This is a genomic window from Pseudomonas sp. NFPP02 (genome assembly GCF_900119355.1).
GTDB classification, from domain to species: domain Bacteria; phylum Pseudomonadota; class Gammaproteobacteria; order Pseudomonadales; family Pseudomonadaceae; genus Aquipseudomonas; species Aquipseudomonas paracarnis.
The window spans coordinates 65471-79855 of the sequence record NZ_FPJI01000010.1; the positions used below are offsets into that span (position 1 = coordinate 65471).

Below are 14385 nucleotides of genomic sequence, written 5' to 3' on the forward strand. Positions count from 1 at the left end.
CGCGCGATTATGCCTGAACTCAGGCCTCGACGCCGATCATGCTACGGATTTTGTTGGCCAACAGGTCAATGGAAAAAGGCTTGGCGACCATGTCCATGCCGTCCTCCAGGAACCCCTGGCGCTCGGCGGCTTTCTCGGCATAACCGGTCATGAACAGCACGCGCAGGCCGGGACGATGCTGACGGGCGATTTCCGCCAGTTGTCGGCCGTTCATGCCGGGCAAGCCAACGTCGGTCACCAGCAAGTCCACACGCAAATCCGACTCCAGCAACGGCAGCGCCGCACGGGCATCCGCCGCCTGGTGCGCGGTGTAGCCCAGTTCGTCGAGCACATTGACCACCAGCATGCGCACCGCCGGGTCGTCCTCGACCACCACCACCGCTTCACCGGCCAGGGCCACGGGCGCTTCGGTCAGGCTGGCGGGCAGGCTGCTTTCCAGCGCCGTGCCATACAAACGCGGCAGGTACAGGCGCACGCAGGTGCCCTGGCCCGGTTCGCTCTGGATGGTCACGTGGCCGCCGGATTGCTGGGCAAAGCCGTAGATCATCGACAACCCAAGGCCAGTGCCTTGGCCGATGGGCTTGGTGGTAAAGAACGGGTCGAACGCCTTGGCGAGGATTTTCGGCGCCATGCCGCTGCCGTTGTCGCTCACACCAAGCATCACATAGTCGCCGGCCTTGACCGGTTCCAGGGTGGTGATGTCGGTGCCGTCCAGATAACTGTTGGCGGTTTCGATCAGCAGCTCACCGCCGTCGGGCATGGCGTCGCGGGCGTTGATCACCAGATTGAGCAGGGCATTTTCCAGTTGGCTGGCGTCGGTGTTGACCGGCCAGATGTCCTTGCCCAGTTGCACCTTGAGCGTGATATGCGCGCCCTTGGTGCGCCGGAACAGGTCTTCCAGGGACGCCACCAGTTGGTTGGGGTCGGTGGGGCGACGGTCCAGTGACTGGCGCCGCGAGAACGCCAGCAGCCGGTGGGTAAGGGCGGCGGCACGGTGCGCGGAGGACACGGCAGCATCGGCAAAACGGCCGATATCGTCGCTGCGCCCGGCGGCGATATAGCGCTGCATCAGGTCCAGGCTGCCGATGATGCCGGTGAGCATATTGTTGAAGTCATGGGCGATACCGCCGGTGAGCTGACCGACCGCTTCCATCTTCTGCGCATGGCGCAGGGCATCTTCTGCACGTTCGCGCTCGAACATCTCGTTCTGCAGGCGCTGGTTGGCCTCGGCCAGCGCCTGGGTGCGCTGGGCCACGCGTTCTTCAAGGTTCTCGTTGAGGTGGCGCAGGGCCTCTTCGGTGAGCTTGCGTTCGGTCTCGTCGATCACAAAGATGTAGAAACCATTCACCGAGCCGTCACTGCTAAACCGCGGCAGGTACTTCATCAGCGCATGGCGGGGGCGGCCATCGCGATGAGGCGTCACCGTCATGAAGCTGCACGCCTTGCCCTTGAGCGCGGCGGCGATCTTGTCTGCGCGCCCGGCATACACCTCGTCGCCGAGCACTTCGCGGATGGTCTTGCCGTACAGCTCCTGGGGCGTCTTGCCATACCACTCGAGGTAAGCGCTGTTGTTGAGGCGAAAGCGCTGTTCGTGGTCAACGTAGCCGATCAACACCGGCATGGCGTTGATGATCAGTTGCAGCTCGGTCTGGCTCTGGCGCAAGGCCTGCTCGGTGTTTTTGCGCTCGGTGAGGTCCAGCGCGGCGCCGAGGAACCGCGCCGGCCGGCCCTGTTGATCCTTGTAGCAGCGGCCACGGGCGAACACCCAGCGCACCTGGCCATCGGCCTGTTGCAGGCGGTATTCCTCGGCGTACTCGGTGCCATGGGTGATGCAATGCTTGATGCTGCGCGTCACCGTGCCCCGGTCTTCGGGATGCACGCCGTGCAGGTAGGCGCTGATGGGCAGCAGGCTTGAATCGTTGGGGTCGACGCCATGCAGGTAGGCGAAATGGGCGTCGGCGATGAAGCGGTCTTCACCGATATCCCAGTCCCAGGTACCCACCGCGTCGGTGGCCGCCAACGCGAGTTGCAGGCGTTGCTCGGTGTTGTGCTGGGCCTTGAGGCTTGCTTCGGAGCGCTGTTGCAGTTCGAGGGTTTTGCTGCGTCGCTCATTGGTTTCAATGGCCGTGACCAGAATGCCGGCTACCCGGCAGCTTTCATCGCGCACCGGGCTGTAGGTCAGATCCAGCCAGATTTCGGTATCGCAGCCCTGGCGGTGCAGCACAAAGCGTTGCTCGCTGAAGGTGCGTACCTGGCCGCCGAGCACGGCGTCGTACACCGGCGCGGCGAAGCTTTCAAGCTCAGGCCAAGTGTGGTGCGCCGGCTGGCCCAAGGCGCCGGGGTGCTTGCTGCCAATCAGGTGTGCAAAGCCATCGTTATAGAGTTGCGTGAGGTGCGGGCCCCACAGCAGTACCATCGGCATGGGCGAATGCACGACGATATCAACGGCAGTGCGCAGGCTTTGCGGCCACTCACTGGCCTCACCGAGTGGGCTTTGCGCCCAGTCCAGCCGCTTGATCAACGCAGCGGCTTCGCTACCGGTGGATGTTCCATTCATAAAAAGCCCTGAGCATGACGCTTTGAAAAATGACAACACCCATTGTCCCAAGGAACGACAACGGGTGGCTACCCCGGAAAAATAGCATGCCTTGAGGGTTTTTCTTCAAAACGCTGCGTCAGCGCTGAAACCTTTCATCTAATCGGCCAGTTCAGCTCTGTGGCGAAATTGCTCCAGTGCCTGGGGGTTGGCCAGGGCATCGGTGTTTTTCACCGGCTCGCCATGCACCACATTGCGCACCGCCAATTCGACGATTTTGCCGCTGATGGTGCGGGGGATATCCGTGACAGCGAGGATCTTCGCCGGCACGTGCCGCGGTGTGGTGTTGGCGCGAATCACTTGGCGAATCTGCTGTTGCAGCGCCTCGTCCAGTTCAATTCCATCATCCAGGCGCACAAACAGCACCACGCGCACGTCGTCCTGCCAGCGTTGACCGATGGCGAGGCTTTCCAGCACCTGCGGGACCTTTTCCACCTGGCGATAAATCTCGGCGGTGCCAATGCGCACGCCGCCGGGGTTGAGCACCGCATCGGAACGCCCGTGGATCAACAGGCTGCCGTTGGCGCGTTGCTCGGCATAGTCACCCTGTGCCCACACGCCGGGGAACTGGCTGAAATACGAGGCGCGCAGTTTTTGCTGTTGCGGGTCATTCCACAGCCCGATGGGCATAGCAGGGAAGTGCCGGGTGCACACCAGTTCGCCTTTCTCCCCGATCAGGGGCCGGCCCTGGTCGTCCCACACTTCGATGGCCATGGCCAGGCTCTTGCACTGCATTTCACCGCGCCGTACCGGCAGCACCGGGTTGCCGATCACAAAGCAGGAGACAATGTCGGTGCCACCGGACATCGAGGACAGGCACAGCTCAGCCTTGATCTCGCGGTACACGTAGTCGTAACTCTGGGGCGACAGCGGCGAGCCGGTCGAAATCAGACCCTTGAGGCTGCCCAGGTCGTGGCTCAGGCGCGGCTGCAACCCGGACTTTTCCAGGGTGGCGAGGAATTTGGGGCTGGTGCCGAACACGCTGATTTTTTCCGCATCGATCAGGTCGATCAAACGTTCGGGGCCGGGGTGGAACGGCGAGCCGTCGTACAGCACCGCGGTGGCGCCGATCGCCAGCACCGACACCAGCCAGTTCCACATCATCCAGCCGCAGGTGGTGTAGTAGAACAGGCAGTCCTCGCGGTTCAGGTCGGCATGCAGGCCGTGTTCCTTGAGGTGCGTCAGCAATACGCCGCCAGTGCCGTGGATGATGCACTTGGGGATGCCGGTGGTGCCGCTGGAATAAAGGATATACAGCGGGTGGTCGAACGGCACCGCGACAAATTCCGGTTCGCCGCCGGCTTGATAGAAGTCGTCCCACAGCGCGACGTGGGCGTGGGTGGTGTAGTCCCCAGCCTGCGCTTCGGGCTTGGCGTAAGGCACGATGATCAGCTGTTGCAGGGAGGGCAGGCGTTCAAGGATCTCATTGAGCTTGGCGCTCTGGTCGATGCGCTTGCCGGCATAGCGGTAGCCTGCGCAGGTGATCAGCACCTTGGGCTCGATCTGGCCGAAGCGGTCGATGACGCCTTGGGTGCCGAAATCTGGCGAGGAGCACGACCAGATCGCACCGAGGCTGGTGGTGGCGAGCATGCCCACCAGGGTTTGCCAGGTGTTGGGCATACACGCGGCCACCCGGTCACCTATGCCGACCCCGGCCGCCCGCAGGCTTTTTTGCAGGCCGGCAACCTGTTCCGCCAGTTGTGCATAGCTCAACTGTTCACGTTGGCCGTCTTCGCTGACAGCCACCACCGCAGGATGATCGTCACGGCGGCGCAACAGGTGTTCGGCGAAGTTCAGGGTGGCGCCGGGAAACCATTGGGCGCTGGGCATCTCGATGTCTTCGATCAGCGTGACGCTGGATGGGCTGCGAAACTGCACGTCGAAGAACGCGACAATCGCCTGCCAGAAATCCGGGCGCTGGTCGATGCTCCATTGGTGCAGGGCGGGGTAGTCGTCGAGCTGCACGCCGTGCCGTTGGTTGATGAAGCGGCGGAACTGATCCATGCGCGTATTGGCGATGCGTTCCGGGGAGGGTTGCCAGAGGATGTCGGACATAAGCTGCCTCTTCTCGTTCCCACGCTTCGCGTGGGAATGCCTGACTGGACGCTCTGCGTCCGCTTTTGGGGCGCGGAGCGCCCCGGTCTGCGTGCCCACGCAAAGCGTGGGAACGATCATCACGGGTTTACTGGGCCAGCCAGCCACCGTCGATGTTCCAGGCCGCGCCGCGCACCTGGGCGCCGGCTTCACTGCACAAGAACAACACCAGTTCCCCAAGCTGCGACGGCGTCACAAACTCCAGCGACGGCTGTTTCTCTGCCAACAGATCCTGCTGCGCCTGCTGGGGGTCTATTCCAGTGGCCACGCGATCATCAATCTGCTTCTGCACCAGCGGCGTCAGCACCCAGCCCGGGCAGATGGCGTTGCAGGTGACATTGCTGGTGGCGGTTTCCAGGCCCACCACCTTGGTGAGGCCGATCACCCCATGTTTGGCCGCCACATACGCCGCCTTGCCCACTGAGCCGACTTGCCCATGCACCGAGGCGATATTGACGATACGCCCCCAGCCCTTGGCCTTCATGCCCGGCAAGCTCAGGCGTGTGCTGTGGAACACCGAGGACAGGTTGATGGCGATGATCGAATCCCAGCGCTCCACAGGGAAGTCTTCTACCGCTGCCACATGCTGGATACCGGCATTGTTGACCAGGATGTCCACGCCACCGAACTCGCGCTCGGCGTAGGCGAGCATGTCTGCGATCTGCGCGGGGTCGCTGACGTCTGCCGGGTGATGCCCGACCTTGCCGCCAAAGGCCTGCACCTGGGCGACCACCGCGCTGGCGTCGCCAAAGCCGTTGAGAATCAGGTTGGCGCCGGCCTTGGCCAGGCTCAGGGCAATCCCCAAGCCGATACCGCTGGTGGAGCCGGTGACCAGGGCGGTCTTGCCATTCAAAGTTGTCATGAAAACCTCACACAATGCCGGTGGCGTAGAAAGTGCCGATCACCACGAACACCGCAAGGGTCTTGATGATCGTGATGCCAAAAATGTCCTTGTAGGCTTCGCGGTGGGTCAACCCGGTGACCGCCAGCAGGGTGATCACCGCGCCGTTGTGGGGCAGGGTGTCCATGCCGCCGCTGGCCATGGCCGCGACTCGGTGCAGCACCTCAAGGGGGATATTGGCCGCGTGGGCGGCTGCAATGAAGCTCTCGGACATCGCCGCCAGGGCGATGCTCATGCCGCCGGAAGCGGAGCCAGTGATACCGGCCAGCAAGGTCACGGTGATCGCTTCGTTGACCAGTGGGTTGGGGATGCCCTTGAGCCAGTCCGCCAGTACCAGAAAGCCTGGCAGCGAGGCGATTACTGCGCCAAAGCCGTATTCCGAGGCGGTGTTCATTGCCGCCAGCAGCGCACCGCTTACCGCGCTTTTACTGCCTTCGGCCAGCTTGCTCTTGATCGCCGAGAAGCCGAACACCAGCACCACGATAATCCCCACCAGTAATGCCGCCTGCACCGCCCAGATCGCGGTGAGCTTGGCGATTTCGGTGGTCACCGGCGCGCTCATGCCCGGCAGGCTGAGGCTGTGGGTCTTGCCGTACCACTGCGGGATCCAGTGGGTGAACAACAGGTTCATCACCCCCACCAGGATCAGCGGCGACAGCGCGACCCATGGGTTGGGCAAGGCAAGGTTGTCGGCGGTTTCCGGCTCATTGCGCAGCTCGGTGCCATAACCTTCACCGGCGCGCTGGGCCTTGTTGCGCTGGCGCGCGAGGTAGAGCATACCGGCGCAAAACACGAAGATCGTGCCGATCAGCCCCAGCCACGGCGCCGCCCAGGCGGTGGTGTTGAAGAAGGTGCTGGGGATGATGTTCTGGATCTGCGGCGTGCCGGGCAGGGCGTCCATGGTGAACGAGAACGCACCGAGGGCGATGGTCGCCGGGATCAGGCGCTTGGGGATATTGCTCTGGCGGAACATCTCGGCGGCAAACGGGTACACCGCAAACACCACCACGAACAGCGACACGCCACCGTAGGTGAGCAGGGCGCAGACCAGCACAATCACCAGCATCGCCTGGCGCGTGCCGAGCAAGCGGATCGCAGCGGCCACGATCGAGCGCGAAAACCCCGACAGCTCAATGAGCTTGCCGAACACCGCACCGAGCAGGAATACCGGGAAATACAGCTTGATAAAACCGACCATCTTTTCCATGAACACCCCGGTAAAGGCAGGTGCGACGGCGGACGGGTCGGTGAGCAGCACCGCGCCAAGGGCGGCGATGGGGGCGAACAGGATAACGCTATAGCCACGGTAGGCGGCCAGCATCAGCAGCGCGAGCGCGGCCAGGGCAATGATCACACTCATGGTGTGTCTCCATCGGATTGTTATTGTTGTGGGTGAGGCTGTGGGAGGAAGCTATAGCGAGATGTGTGCCAGATTTATAACTTGTTGATATATATAGATTTATTTACTTTTTAACGACGGTTTTCCAGAAGGCAGTCTCAATCGAGAGACGAGTGGAGATCCCTTGTGGGAGCTGGCTTGCCTGCGATAGCGGTGTAACAGTGCCATATTCCCTAGCTGAACCAACGCTATCGCAGGCAAGCCAGCTCCCACACAGGATTGTCTCCATAGTGGGAATCTAGTCTCTTTAATGAGACTGGGTTATTCCAAGAGCCAGCATTTTTTTATACAACGTTGACCGCCCAAGCCCCAACCGCTTGGCTGCCTCTACCACATTCCCTTCACACGCCGTGAGCGCGGCTGCGATCACCTGCCGATCTAACCGTTCCCGTGCCGCACTGAATGTCTCTTCTTCCATCGACACCAGCGCACGGCGTTCAACCGGCGTAAAAGTGCCAATCGCTGTGCGTATCTCCTCGGCATTCAACACCAAGTCATCACTCAGCAACGCCGCCCGCTCCAGCACATTGCGCAGCTCGCGGATATTGCCCGGCCAGGCATGTTGGGCCAACAGCGCCAGGGCATCGCGCTCCAGTTCGTGCTGGCTGCGCAACTCCTCAAGGATCGCCTCGCTCAGCGCCGGAATATCCTCCAGCCGTTCACGCAGCGGCGGCACCTGGATCGGCAGCACGTTGAGGCGGTAATACAGATCGGCGCGAAACTCGCCACGCTTGATCGCCGCTTCCAAGTCCATGGACGTCGCGGCAATCACCCGCACATCGCTGTGCAGCATCTCGTTGGAGCCCACCGGTTCGAATTCCTTTTCCTGCAACACCCGCAGCAATTTGCTTTGCAGTGGCAGCGGCATGTCGCCGATTTCATCGAGAAACAACGTGCCGCCCTGGGCAATCTGGAACTTGCCGGGGCGACCCTTGCGGTCGGCACCGGTAAAGGCGCCGGGTGCGGTGCCGAAGAATTCGGCTTCAAGCAGATCATGGGGGATCGCCGCGCTGTTGACGCTCACAAAGGCTTTGTGCGCCCGTGGCGATGCGCCGTGAATGGCCTGGGCCAGCAGCTCCTTGCCGGTGCCGGTCTCCCCGAGCAGCAATACCGGCGAATCGGCACTCGCACTGCGCCGCGCCCGGCGCTTGACCTCAAGGCTGGCGGCGCTGGTGCCGATAAAGTGCGCGAAGTTGTATTTGCTTTGCCGCGAACGCAGCAGCGAGCGCGTGGAGGCCAGCTCCTGCTGCATGCTCAGGTAGCGCTCGATCAGCGGCGACAGGTTGCGCAGTTCATCGAACAGCGCAAACCCAATCGCGCCGATCACCGCCCCGGCCTCGTCGTGGATCGGCAGGCGCATCACCACCAGCGGGCCTTTGGGAGTGTCCTGGATATCCAGCAGGATCGGCCGGTCGTTGCGCACCACCTGGCGCAGCAGGCTGTTGGAAATCACCTGCTCGCAAGGCTGGCCGATGGCTTGGTCGGCGCTCTTGAGGCCAAAACGCTTGGCGTAACGCTCGTTCATCCACACGATGTTCGCATCGCGGTCGACGATGACTGTGCCCTCGCTGGACTGCTCGATGATCTCGAACAGCGACTGGATGGCCAGGCCGCGAACCTGTTGGTAGTCCTTGAGGCTGGTACTCATGGGTACAGAATCCTGTTAATGATCGTTCCCACGCTCTGCGTGGGAATGTCTACCGTGACGCTCTGCGTCACTTGGCGCAGGGCCAAGACACGACGCGGAGCGTCTCGGGTTGTGTTCCCACGCAGAGCGTGGGAACAATCTCACCTCACAAAGGGATGTGCGCTGCTGCCAGCAGTTCTTTGGTGTACGGGTGTTGGGGCGATTCGAACACATCATGGCTCGCGCCACGCTCCACCACCTTGCCATCCTTGACCACGATCATGTCATGGGCCATGGCCCGCACCACCGCCAGGTCATGGCTGATAAACAGGTAGGTCAGGCCGTATTTGTCCTGCAGTTCGCGCAGCAGCGCCACCACTTGTTTCTGCACTGTACGGTCGAGGGCCGAGGTCGGTTCGTCGAGCAGCATCAGCGCTGGCTTGAGTACAAGGGCGCGGGCAATGGCGATGCGTTGGCGCTGGCCACCGGAAAACTCATGGGGGTAGCGATGTCGGCTGGCAGGGTCGAGGCCCACGTCCTTGAGCACCTGGATGACTTGCGCGTCACGCTCGGCCAGGCTGCACGGCGCGTGTACTTCCAGGCCCTCGCTGATGATCTGCTGCACCGACATGCGCGGGCTGAGGCTGCCATAGGGGTCCTGGAACACCACCTGCATCTGCTTGCGCCATGGGCGCATCTGCTGATGGTTGAGCGGGTCCAGGGCCTCACCCTGGAAGCGAATGCCGCCGCTGGAGTCGAGCAAGCGCAGGATCGCCTGGCCCAGGGTGGACTTGCCGGAACCGGACTCGCCGACAATCCCCAGGGTTTTGCCGCGCTGCACGCTGAGGCTGATGCCGTCCACCGCGCGCAGGTAGGTCTTGGCCCGGAACAGCCCGCCACCGAGGGGGAATTGCACGCTCAGGTCATCCACTTCCAGTACCGTCTCACGGGGCTCGCTGCACAGCACATCGCCCGAGGGCTCGGCGTCCAGCAGCAGGCGGCTGTAGGGATGCTGCGGTGCGGTGAACAAGGCCTGGCAGTCAGCCTGCTCGACGATTTCGCCGGCACGCATCACACAGACCCGCTGGGCGATACTGCGCACCAGGTTGAGGTCATGGCTGATCAGCAGCAGCGACATGCCCAGGCGTTGTTGCAAGGACTTGAGCAGCAGCAGGATCTTGCGCTGCACCGTCACGTCCAGCGCCGTGGTGGGCTCGTCGGCAATCAGCAGTTCGGGCTCGCAGGCCAGGGCCATGGCGATCATCACCCGCTGGCGCTGGCCGCCGGACAATTGATGGGGGTAGGCCTTGAGCCGTTCCTGGGGTTTCTGGATGCCCACCAGTTCCAGCAGTTCGAGGATGCGCGCCTGCGCCGCCTTGCCGCCCAGGCCCTTGTGCAGCAGCAGGGTTTCGCCGATCTGCTTTTCGATGCTGTGCAGCGGGTTGAGGGAGGTCATCGGCTCCTGGAAGATCATGGCAATGCGGTTGCCGCGCAATTTTTGCAAGGTACTCGGTGAGGTGCCGATCAGTTCCTGGCCGCGATACTTGATGGAACCCAGGGTTTCGGTGCCGGCTTGCGGCAGCAGTTGCAGGATCGAATGGGCCGTCACCGACTTGCCCGAGCCCGACTCGCCCACCAACGCCAGGCACTCGCCAGGGCGCACGTCCAGGCTCAGGTTGCGCACGACGGTCTGGCCGTTGAAGGCGACGCACAGGTCGCGGATTTCGATCAGGTTCATACGCAGTCACTCATGAGCGGGGGTCGAAGGCATCACGCAGTGCCTCGCCGATAAACACCAGCAACGACAGAATCAGCGCCAAGGTGAAAAACGCCGTCAAGCCCAGCCACGGCGCTTGCAGGTTCTGCTTGCCCTGGCCGATCAGCTCGCCCAGGGAGGCGCTGCCGGCGGGCATGCCGAAGCCAAGGAAATCCAGGGCGCTCAAGGTGGATATCGCCCCGGTCAAGATAAACGGCAAATAGCTGAGGGTTGCGGTCATGGCATTGGGCAGGATATGCCGGCGAATGATCTTGCCGTCGCCCAGGCCCAGGGCGCGTGCGGCCTTGACGTACTCCAGGTTGCGCCCACGCAGGAACTCGGCGCGCACCACGTCCACCAGGGCCAACCAGGAAAACAGTGCCATGATCCCCAGCAACCACCAGAAGTTCGGCTCCACAAACCCCGACAGGATAATCAGCAGGTACAGCACCGGCAGGCCAGACCACACCTCGAGGATGCGCTGGCCGAGCAAGTCCACCCAGCCGCCGTAGTACCCCTGCAACGCCCCGGCGGCAATGCCAATGACCGCGCTGATGGCGGTCAGGGCCAGGGCAAACAGGATCGACACCCGTGCACCAAAGATCACCCGGGCCAACACATCGCGGGACTGGTCATCGGTGCCCAGCCAGTTCACCGCCGACGGCGGGCTCGGGGCAGGGCGGGTGAGTTCGTAGTTGGGTGTGTCATCGCTGAATGGAATCGGCGGGAACAGCATCCAGCCGCCATCCTGCTTGATCAGCTTTTGCACGTAGTCACTGCGGTAGTCCGCCTGGAACGGCAACTGCCCACCGAACTGCTGCTCGGTGTAGCGCTTGAACACCGGAAAATACAGCTCGTTCTTGAAACTGAGCACCAGGGGCTTGTCATTGGCGATCAACTCGCCGCCCAGGGTCAGGATAAACAGGCCGATAAACAGCCACAGCGACCACCAGCCACGGCGGTTTTTCTTGAAGCGCTCGAAGCGTCGGCGGGCCACGGGGGAGAGGTTGAGCATCAGGCGTTCCTCGCGGCGAAGTCGATACGCGGGTCCACCAGGGTGTAGCAGAGGTCACCGATGAGTTTTATCAAGAGGCCGAACAGGGTGAAGATAAACAGCGAGCCGAACACCACCGGGTAGTCGCGGGACACGGCCGCCTCGTAGCTCATGCGGCCCAGGCCATCGAGGGAGAAGATCACCTCGATCAGCAGCGAACCGGCAAAGAACACGCTGATAAACGCTTGGGGAATCCCCGAGATCACCAGCAACATCGCATTGCGGAACACGTGACCGTACAGCACCCGGCGTTCGCTCAAACCCTTGGCGCGGGCGGTGACCACGTACTGGCGGGTAATTTCATTGAGGAACGAGTTCTTGGTCAGGATGGTCAAGGTGGCAAAGCCGCCGATCACCAGCGCCGTTACTGGCAGTACCAGGTGCCAGAAATAGTCGGCGATTTTGCCCACGGTGCTCAGTTCGGCGAAGTTTTCCGAGACCAGCCCGCGTACCGGGAACCAGTTCAGCGAGGTGCCGCCCGCGAACACCACGATCAGGAACATCGCAAACAGGAACGCCGGCATCGCGTAACCGATGACGATGGCCGTGCTGCTCCACATATCAAAGCTGCTGCCATGGCGCACGGCCTTGCGTATGCCCAGCGGGATCGACACCAGGTAGGTGATCAGCGTGGCCCACAGGCCAAGGGAAATCGTGACGGGCATCTTTTCCAGGATCAGCTCAGTCACCGTCGCGCCACGAAAGAAGCTGTTGCCGAAGTCCAGTTGGGCATAGTTCTTGAGCATCAACCACAGGCGTTCCGGCGCGGATTTGTCGAAGCCGTATTGTTTCTCGATGTCCTTGATCAGCTTCGGGTCCAGGCCGCGGCTGGCTCGCGAGCCGCTGATGCCTTCGCCGGATGCGCCGGCTACACCACCGCCGCCAATGCCTTGCAAGTGGGCGATGGCTTGCTCCACCGGCCCGCCGGGCGCGGCCTGCACGATCACGAAGTTCACCAGCAGGATGATCACCAGCGTCGGGATGATCAGCAGCAGGCGCCGTACGATATAGGCAAACATCAGTGGGCCTCTCCGCGTTTTTTCAACTCAGCCTGCATTTGTTCGTTCGTCAGCGGGGTGGGGCTGACTTCCCACCAGGTTTCCAAGGCTTCGTCGTTCTTCGCCTCGATGGCCGGGCGCCCGAAACGGTTCCACCATGCGGCGGAGGTGCCCGGTGGGTAATAGTTGGGGATCCACAGGTAATTCCATTGCAGTACGCGGTCCAGGGCGTGGGCATAGGTGAGCATCTTCGCCTGGGTGTCGGCCTTGACCAGGCCATGGATCAGCGTATCGACGGCCGGGTCCTTGAGTACGATGTAGTTGTTGGCGCCCGAATCGAACGCGGCGGCAGAGCCGAAATAGTTGTACAGCTCCATGCCGGGCGAGGTGGTGACTGGGAAACCCGTGACGATCATGTCGTAGTCGCGGGCCATCAGTCGGTTGACGTATTGCGAGGAGTCGATGCGGCGGATGTTCAGGGTAATGCCGATCTGCGCCAGGTTGCGTTTGTAGGGCAGCAACAGGCGTTCGAGGCCGTTCTGGACGTTGAGGAAGGTGAATTCCAGTGGCTCGCCCTGGGCATTGACGAGTTTGTCGCCCACAGGTTTCCAGCCGGCGTCTTCCAGCAGGGCCAAGGCTTGCAACTGTTTGTCGCGGATCATGCCACTGCCATCGGTGACCGGGGCCTTGAACACCTGGGTGAACACCTCGTCGGGAATCTGCCCGCGCAGGGGTTCGAGGATCGCCAGTTCTTGCGGGGTGGGCAACTGGCTGGCGGCCAGCGGGCTATTGGAAAAATAGCTCTGCTGTCGGATGTACAGGTTGCGCATCATCTGCCGGTTGGCCCATTCAAAATCCCACAGCATCGCCAGGGCCTGGCGCACGCGGCGATCCTTGAATATCGGTTTTTGCACGTTGAACACATAGCCCTGGGCCGGCTGCGGCATCTCCTTGGCCAGGTGCGCGCGCTGCAGGCGGCCATCGTCCAGGGCCGGGCCGTTGTAGCCGATGGAGTAACCGGTGGCGGAGAATTCACGGTTGAAATCATAGGCGCCGCCGCGTAGCACTTGTCGCGCTACTTCGGTGTCGCCGAAGTACTCCAGGCTCAGGTGATCGAAGTTGTACAGGCCGCGGCTGACCGGCAAGTCCTTGCCCCACCAGTCGGGGTCACGGGTGAAGGTGATGGTACTGCCGGAGTCGATCTTGCTGACCTTGTAAGGGCCGCTGCCCAGTGGCGCTTCGTAGCCACCGCCGTTGGCAAAGTCGCGGGTCTTCCACCAGTGCTCGGGGAACACCGGCAAGGTAGCGATATCCAGGGGCAGGGTACGGTTTTCGTTGCTGGAAAAGTCAAAGCGCACCTGGCGCTCACCTTCGACCTCGACGTGCTTCACGTCGGCAAATAGCGTGCGAAAGCGCAAGCTGCCTTGGGTCATCAGCACGTCAAAGCTGTAGCGCACGTCTTGCGCGGTGATGGGCTTGCCATCGGCAAAGTGCGCCTTGGGGTTCAGGTAGAAGCGCAGTGACAGGCCATCGTCGGCGCGCTCCATCTTTTGCGCCACCAGGCCGTAGACGGTGTAAGGCTCATCCAGCGAGCGCAACGCCAAGGGCGCATACACCCAGCCGTCGACCTGGGATACGCCGATGCCTTTGTCGATATACGGCAGCACATGGTCAAACCGCCCCACCTCCAGCGCGGAACGCCGCAGGCTGCCGCCCTTGGGAGCGTTGGGGTTGGCATAGTCGAAATGGCTGAAACCTTCGGCGTATTTGGCGGGCTCGCCGTACACCGTCAGGTAGGTTTGCGGGGCTGCGATCACCGCAGTGCTGGCCATTAGCAAGGCCAGGGTGGAACAGAGCAGAGATGAAAAAGCCAATCGCATTATCAGCCTTGAGCGCCGGGTAAGAGTCATAAGGATTTGTACGCTAACGGCCTGGGCATCGCCAGTCATCAGATGCACAA

The 14385-nt window shown here is 62.2% G+C and carries 9 protein-coding genes; all 9 read right to left on the reverse strand.

Features of this window, described 5'->3' with window-relative positions; genetic code table 11:
- Nucleotides 1-19 precede the first annotated feature (19 nt).
- The 9 genes from BT204_RS18170 to BT204_RS18210 all read right to left on the reverse strand — a co-directional run bounded on the left by BT204_RS18170 (nucleotide 20) and on the right by BT204_RS18210 (nucleotide 14305).
- Nucleotides 20-2557 (reverse strand): PAS domain-containing hybrid sensor histidine kinase/response regulator, encoded by a 2538-nt coding sequence (locus tag BT204_RS18170; protein ID WP_072447743.1) that lies wholly within the window; start codon nucleotides 2555-2557, stop codon nucleotides 20-22.
- 138 nt (nucleotides 2558-2695) lie between these two features.
- Nucleotides 2696-4651 (reverse strand): acetoacetate--CoA ligase, encoded by a 1956-nt coding sequence (locus tag BT204_RS18175; protein ID WP_072447745.1) that lies wholly within the window; start codon nucleotides 4649-4651, stop codon nucleotides 2696-2698.
- 127 nt (nucleotides 4652-4778) lie between these two features.
- Nucleotides 4779-5552, reverse strand: a complete 774-nt coding sequence (locus tag BT204_RS18180; RefSeq protein ID WP_072447747.1) for a 3-hydroxybutyrate dehydrogenase — start codon at nucleotides 5550-5552, stop codon at nucleotides 4779-4781.
- A gap of 7 nt (nucleotides 5553-5559) precedes the next feature.
- A complete protein-coding gene (locus tag BT204_RS18185) occupies nucleotides 5560-6951 on the reverse strand; it encodes a GntP family permease (protein WP_054896542.1) in 1392 nt (463 codons plus the stop codon).
- A gap of 286 nt (nucleotides 6952-7237) precedes the next feature.
- Nucleotides 7238-8638, reverse strand: coding sequence for a sigma-54 interaction domain-containing protein (locus BT204_RS18190; RefSeq protein ID WP_072447749.1), 1401 nt, complete (start codon nucleotides 8636-8638; stop codon nucleotides 7238-7240).
- Nucleotides 8639-8783: 145 nt separating this feature from the next.
- Complete coding sequence (locus BT204_RS18195; RefSeq protein WP_072447751.1) at nucleotides 8784-10355, reverse strand: ABC transporter ATP-binding protein; 1572 nt, start codon at nucleotides 10353-10355, stop codon at nucleotides 8784-8786.
- 10 nt (nucleotides 10356-10365) lie between these two features.
- Nucleotides 10366-11388 (reverse strand): ABC transporter permease, encoded by a 1023-nt coding sequence (locus tag BT204_RS18200; RefSeq protein WP_032896898.1) that lies wholly within the window; start codon nucleotides 11386-11388, stop codon nucleotides 10366-10368.
- Nucleotides 11388-12446 carry a microcin C ABC transporter permease YejB gene (gene yejB, locus BT204_RS18205; RefSeq protein ID WP_072447753.1) on the reverse strand — a complete coding sequence of 353 codons (1059 nt, stop codon included), beginning with the start codon at nucleotides 12444-12446 and terminating at the stop codon, nucleotides 11388-11390. The genes BT204_RS18200 and yejB overlap by 1 nt, the downstream gene beginning before the upstream one ends.
- The gene (locus BT204_RS18210; RefSeq protein WP_072447755.1) at nucleotides 12446-14305 is read right to left on the reverse strand and encodes an extracellular solute-binding protein; all 1860 of its coding nucleotides are present in this window, start codon (nucleotides 14303-14305) and stop codon (nucleotides 12446-12448) included. The genes yejB and BT204_RS18210 overlap by 1 nt, the downstream gene beginning before the upstream one ends.
- Nucleotides 14306-14385: the final 80 nt, after the last annotated feature.